This is a genomic window from Streptomyces neyagawaensis (assembly GCF_023516595.1).
Taxonomy (GTDB): Bacteria; Actinomycetota; Actinomycetes; order Streptomycetales; family Streptomycetaceae; genus Streptomyces; species Streptomyces neyagawaensis.
This window is the reverse complement of record NZ_JAMGBG010000173.1, coordinates 41,584-47,583: the sequence shown is the minus strand read 5'-3', so window position 1 is coordinate 47,583 and position 6,000 is coordinate 41,584. Positions and strand designations below refer to the sequence as shown.

5 protein-coding genes and 1 pseudogene are annotated in these 6,000 nt (G+C 69.2%); all 6 read right to left on the bottom strand.

All coding sequences use genetic code 11. From position 1 onward, the window contains the following. Positions 1-306: pseudogene (locus M8J73_RS41310) on the bottom strand (amidohydrolase family protein); the annotation flags it as partial. 36 nt (positions 307-342) lie between these two features. Next, complete coding sequence (locus M8J73_RS41305; RefSeq protein ID WP_055538179.1) at positions 343-690, bottom strand: L-rhamnose mutarotase; 348 nt, start codon at positions 688-690, stop codon at positions 343-345. Next, positions 687-2,702, bottom strand: coding sequence for a DUF8034 domain-containing protein (locus M8J73_RS41300; protein ID WP_055538180.1), 2,016 nt, complete (start codon positions 2,700-2,702; stop codon positions 687-689). Before M8J73_RS41300 ends, M8J73_RS41305 begins: the two co-directional genes overlap by 4 nt. Before the next feature lie 117 nt (positions 2,703-2,819). Beyond that, the gene (locus M8J73_RS41295) at positions 2,820-3,698 is read right to left on the bottom strand and encodes a carbohydrate ABC transporter permease (protein WP_055538181.1); all 879 of its coding nucleotides are present in this window, start codon (positions 3,696-3,698) and stop codon (positions 2,820-2,822) included. Beyond that, positions 3,688-4,602, bottom strand: a complete 915-nt coding sequence (locus tag M8J73_RS41290) for a carbohydrate ABC transporter permease (RefSeq protein WP_055538182.1) — start codon at positions 4,600-4,602, stop codon at positions 3,688-3,690. The genes M8J73_RS41295 and M8J73_RS41290 overlap by 11 nt, the downstream gene beginning before the upstream one ends. Beyond that, a complete protein-coding gene (locus M8J73_RS41285; RefSeq protein ID WP_055538183.1) occupies positions 4,599-5,963 on the bottom strand; it encodes an ABC transporter substrate-binding protein in 1,365 nt (454 codons plus the stop codon). Before M8J73_RS41285 ends, M8J73_RS41290 begins: the two co-directional genes overlap by 4 nt. Positions 5,964-6,000 lie beyond the last annotated feature (37 nt).

Below are 6,000 nucleotides of genomic sequence, written 5' to 3'. Positions count from 1 at the left end.
CGTGTCGCCGATCGCCGGCGAGGTGAGGTCCGCCCAGCCGACCACCGCCTCGATCAGTGGCTCCCGCTCCGCGAGGGCGAGCAGGTCCTCCGTCTCGGGCACCTCCGGCACGCACTGCACGGCCACCGTGCCGTGGAGGTGACGGCCCGCGATGGGGCGGGTCGCGGTGGAGCGCAGGTCGTCGGGGGTGAAGGTGCGGCGGATCGACGTCAGGTCGGGGTCGTCGAGCCAGGGCTGCGGACGCTGGTCGAGGTCCCACAGATGGTGGTGCGCGTCGATGAGAACGGGGGCGGGGGCGGAGGTCATGGCGGTTCCAGTCGGGTCGGTCCGGCGCGGTCCGTGTCAGACGGTGGCGTTCTCGCCGGGCGGGCCGAGGTGCCAGATCTCGGTCAGTTCCGTCCACTGGCGGGAGTCGCCCCGGTCGGGCCAGGGCTCCTGGCAGGGGTCGGTGAGCTTCCACCACTCCTGCGTCTCGGGGTCGGCTTCGAGGACAGCCATGTCTGCCTCGAAGTCGTCGCCGTGGTACTCGAGGTAGCCGAACAGCACGTCACCGTGGAGGAAGATGCCGAAGTTGCGGATGTTCGCCCGGTGCAGGGCGGCCTCCACGCCGGGCCAGACCGCCGCGTGGAGTCGCAGGTACTCCTCCCGGTGCTCGGGCCGGAGCCTGATGGTCTGGGCGATGCGCTTCACGCCGTGCTCTCTTCCGTGCCGGGGGCGGGCTCGCCTGCGTCGGTGTCGAACGGGGTGCGGTAGCTGGGGGTGTTGGCGCGCAGGTCCAGCCGCAGGACGAGCTTGATCCGGGTGGACGCGGGCAGCCGGACGGTCAGGAAGGGGCTGTCGCAGGACAGTTCTTCCTCGGTGACGACGGGCTCGGTGTGGCCGTAGTCGTACATGTCGCCGATCCAGCCGTCGTCCGGGCAGACCGTGTAGCGGACGGCGGTGATGGTGTGCTCGGCGAAGGCGCCGGCCTGGACGATCACGGTGCGGTCCGTCTCGGGGGCGAGGTTGACCAGTTCGACGGTGGTCGCCTCGGGGTCGATGGAGCTGACCAGCGCGGCCACGTCCTGCGGTAGACCGGCGCGGCGGGCCTCGGCGTCGTGGTAGCGCAGTCGGGCCTGCTGCAGGCCGCCGTTGTAGAGCACCTGGGGGCCGCCCCAGGTCAGCTGGACGAGGGCCTCGGTGGCGACGGGGTTGGACTGCTGCCAGACGTGGATGTCGGCCTCGGGCACGTCCAGGTCGCGGTAGCGGTCGACGCGGCGCAGCCGGTGGCGGATCTGGGCCTGTGCGGTGGCGAGGATGCGCTCCGGATAGTCGGGGTCGTCGCCGGCCAGGAAGGCGAACCAGGCCTTCTCGTGGCCGGACTCCTCCTTGGCGCGGAACGGCCGCAGGGTGCGCCAGTCGATCGCCTCGGCCTCGCGCAGGTTCTCCAGCCGCTCGCGGTCGGCGTCCGAGGCCGAGTGGTGCCACAGGGCCACCGGTACGGGCGGGGTGGTCGGGTTGTAGTCGAACCAGCCGTTGTCGTTGTGCCGGAACGGCACGTGGAGCGTGGGGATGTCGGCGTCCGGGCCGAGTTCCACGGCCCACTTGGAGGGCAGGCTGGAGTCCGCCTCGGTGTGGGGCATCACCTTGCCGCGGGCGATGAGCGAGTCGAGCGTGGTGCGGACCATGGACAGGAAGTCGTCGTCCCCGGTGACCGTCGCCGCCGCGAGCGCCGCCACGCAGGCCGCGGATCCGATGCTGTGCCAGCCGTGGGGCCAGGACCAGCCGTAGTGGCCGCCGTACCAGCGGCCTTCGAGGAGTCCGCCGACGACTCCGTCCGGGCTGACGTTGTCGGGGATGACACCGTCGTTCGCCTCGGTGCGCTCCCGCCACGCGCCGACGTACTCGACGATCCAGTCGCGGTAGCGCTCGTCGCCGGTCAGGATCCAGGCGTTGAGGACCAGACCGGTGGCGCCGAGGTTGAGCGCGGTGTCCCCGACGCCCATCCGGTCGCGCATCTGCGCGCCGAGACGCGGGTCGGAGGAGAGCGGGAACGGACCGCCCTGCGCCTCGGGGATCCACTCGAGCGGGTACCCGTAGGTGTCGGCCTCCTTCTGGAGCCAGGGGTAGACGTCGCCGTCGAACAGGCCCGTGCGGTCGGGGTCGCTGCCGTTGTGCGGGCGGGTGATGATGCGGTGCTCGGGGTCGTAGTTGCCCTTGGCCGGGTCGACGTACAACTCCGCGAAGCGCAGGGCGCGTTCCGACCAGCGCTTGGGGTCGGCCATGCACAGGAAGAAGAGCAGCAGCAGGCTCTCGCCCTGGTGGAACCAGTCGTAGCCGCGCTCGAACTCGTCGCGCAGCATGCCCAGTTCGGTGAGCTGCTTGGTCACGCCCTCCCAGTGCTTCTCGCTGGCGGGCAGCAGGTCGTCGGCGCCGCCGAGGAGGTAGAGCTGGGGCCAGTTGAAGAACACCTCGTAGAAGTCGTCCGCACCGTCGCGGGTGGTCAGCTCCCCGGTGTAGTTCAGCCGTCCGTCCGGGCCGGTGAAGTCGCGGGCGAAGCGCCGCCAGGCGTGGTCGAGCAGGTCGAACAGCGCACGCTGCGACACGGCCCAGCCGGGCGGTTCGAGTACCGGCACCCCCGCCTCGATCTCGGGTTGCGGGGCGGGCTGCCCGGAGACCGGGATGTCCCCGTTCGAGGCGGGGCCGGAAGAGGTGAAGGGCATGGGACGGAGCTCCGTTCGGGGGGCGGCGGGGTGCGTGCGCCGGGGTGCGTGCGCCGGGGACGACGGTCGGGCGGACGACGCCGGATCGGTATCAGGGTCGGGACGGCAGGCCGGGGCCTACTCCTTGGTGGCGCCGGCGAGCATCCCGCTGACCAGGAAACGCTGGGCGAAGAGGAAGACGACCAGTACGGGTGTGATGGCCACGAGCGTCGCCAGGGCCAGCTGCGGCCGCTCGATCGCGAGGGCGCCGACGGCGGGATTGAAGGACGGCACATTGCTGAGCAGGGTGCCGACCCCGACCTGGATGGGCATCTGGCCGCTCTCGGGCAGCATCACGTAGGGCAGGAAGTAGTTCGTCCAGTTGGCGACGAAGCTGAAGAACCCGACGAGCGCGACGACCGGTGTCGCCAGCGGCAGGGCGATGTGCCGGAAGACGCCGAACTCCGAGCAGCCGTCCATCCGTGCCGCCGCCAGCAGGTCCTTCGGCACCGCGGTGGTGAAGTAGATGTACGTCAGATACACGCCGAAGGGGTAGAACGAGTACGGCAGGATGATCGACCACATCGTGCCGATCAGACCGACCGCGTTGATCTCCAGGAACAGCGGCACCACCAGCGTGGCGGTCGGCATGAGCATCACGACCAGGGTCGCGACGAGCAGGGCGTGCCGTCCGCGGAACTCGGTCATGGCCAGCGCGTAGCCCGCCGGGATGGCCACACAGAGCGTGATGACCAGCGAGATCAACGCGTACAACGTCGAGTTGCCGAGCCACTGCAGGACGGCGTTGTCCTGGAACGCGGTGAGGGCGTCCCAGTTGGCCTTGAAGGTGTGCCAGGAGCCGAAGGAGAGCGGGCTGCCGTGGACGAGCTGCTGATCGGTCTTGGTCGCCGCGAGGACGAGCCACAGCACCGGCAGCACGAAGAACACCAGGAAGACGAGCAGGACGGAACCGGTCAGCAGACGGGGCACGAGGCGGCGCGGGGAACTAGTCGGCATCGAAGAACCCCGATCGTGCGACGAAGACGGCGGCGACCGACACACTGACGACCAGGAGCTCCACCGAGACCGCGGCGGCGCCGTTGACGTTGTTCATCTGGAAGGCGAAGTCGTACGTCAGCTGGTTCAGCGAGTAGTCGCGTCCGGCCACGCCCACACTGGCGAGGGACAGCAGCTGGGGCTCCACGAAGAGCTGCGCACCGCCCGCGAAGGCCAGGATCACCATGTACACGATCCACTTGCGGAGCATGGGGATCTGGATGTGCCAGGCGGTCTGCCAGGCGCCCGCGCCGTCGATGCGCGCGGCTTCCATGACGTCGGTGGGGATGTTGTTGAGCGCGCCGTAGATGACGACGATCCAACCGCCCGCGCCGGTCCAGAACGCGATGACCGTGAACAGCAGGGGCAGGTTGCCGGGCGCGATCACCTCGCCGAAGGTGTCGTACCCCAGCATGCCCAGGAGCGAACTGACCGGGCTCACCGTCGGGTCGAGCATGAACAGCCACACCAGCACACTCGCGGCGCCGGCGAGCGCTCCTGGGATGTAGAAGAGGAAGCGCAGGGACTTGCTGACGGTGCCGGAGGCGAGGCGGTGCAGCAGCAGCGCCAGGCTCACCACGAACACCACCAGGGAGACCAGCCAGAACAGCAGGTACAGCGCGACATGGCCGACGGCGTCCATGAAGCGGAAGTCCTGTGCGGTGGTGACGAAGTTGCTGAAGCCGGTGAACGTGCCCCCGGCGTCGGTGAACGCGAAGTAGACGGCGTACCCGGTCGGCAGGATGCCGAACGCGATCAGGAGCAGTACATAGGCCGCGACGAAGGCGACGCCGGCGCGGCTCTGCCGGCCGGTGCCGCTGGGGCGCCGACGGGCAGAGCCGGACGGGGAGTGGCTGAGGGTCACTGCTCGACCTTGTATCCGTTGGACTTGGCGTGCTTGACGATGGCGTCCTGCCAGGCCGGCAGCATCGAGACGATGGACTTGCCCTGGGTCAGGCCCGGCTTGACGGTGGCCGCCCAGATCGCCTCCTGGCTGAACTGGCCCGAGCCCCACTCCGGCCACACCTGGGAGGCGGCGGTGGAGAGCGCGCTCAGGTCGCTGGCGAAGTAGCCGGAGGCGTCCTGCTGCTTCAGCCAGTTCTCGGCGGCGGGAGCGTAGGCCGGGAAGCCGGGCGACTTCTCTCCCTGGTAGGCGTTGTCGGTGGTGACCCACTTCAGGAAGTCGGTGGCCGCCTTGAGGTGGGTGGAGTGCTGGGACAGCAGCCAGGTGCCGCCGCCGACGTTGCCCGTGGACGTCTCGGAGTCGCCCTGCCACTGCGGCATGGGCGCCGCCCCGATCTGCTTGGCGGGGACCTTGAGGGTGTCCTTGAAGACCGCGCCGCCGTACCAGGCCGGGCCCGGCATGAGCAGGACCTTGTCGGCCTTGTTCTTGCCGAAGTCGGTGCTGAAGACGCCGCTGATGGACATGGACTTGTTCTTGATCAGTACGTCCAGGAGCTTGGCCATCTTGGTGCAGGCCTCGCTGGTGGTGTTCACCGACACGGACTTGGGGCCGGTGATGTGGTTGGCGCCGCACTTGCTCGCCCACAGATAGATCTCGGGGGTGAAGGAGTCACCCGCGTCACCGACGAGATAGCCCGGGTGCTCCTTGGCCACCTTCGTGCCGAGCTTCTGGTACTCCTCCCAGGTCGTCGGCACCGTGTAACCGAACTTCTTCAGCAGCGGCGCGTTGTACCAGAGCACCGCCTGGGAGAGGTCGTTGCGCAGACAGTAGACGGTGCCGTCGACCGTGCAGACGTCGTTGGCGCCCTTGGCGAACTTCCCCAGGGTCGACTCGGGGATCAGACCCTTGTTGAGCGGAGCGGCGAAGCCCGCGTCGACCGCCCAGGAGGTCTCGTTGTTCTGGGAGCTGAACACGACGTCCGGCCAGCCCTTGCCGGTGCGGTTGAACAGCTGGACCTTCGTCTGCAGGTAGTTGGACCCGTTGGCGTCGCCGTCATAGCTGACGATGTCGAGCTTCACCCCCGGGTGCAGCCGCTGGTACAGCTTCGCGGCGTCCATCCGGGTCGCGTCCACCCAGACGGTCAACGCCCCGTCCTTCTGCGGCGCCTGGGCGAAGCCGTCCTTGGTGGTCTTGCCGGCGGTACCGCCGCCGCCACAGGCCGTCACGGTCAGCAGCACCGTGACCGCGCACCCGGCCAGCGATGCCGCTCGCTTCCTGCCGAGGGCTCTCTTCGCGCTGGACGAGGACTGGTTGACCGTCATGAGTGACTCCACTGGTTGAGCGGGTGCCCCGAGCAGA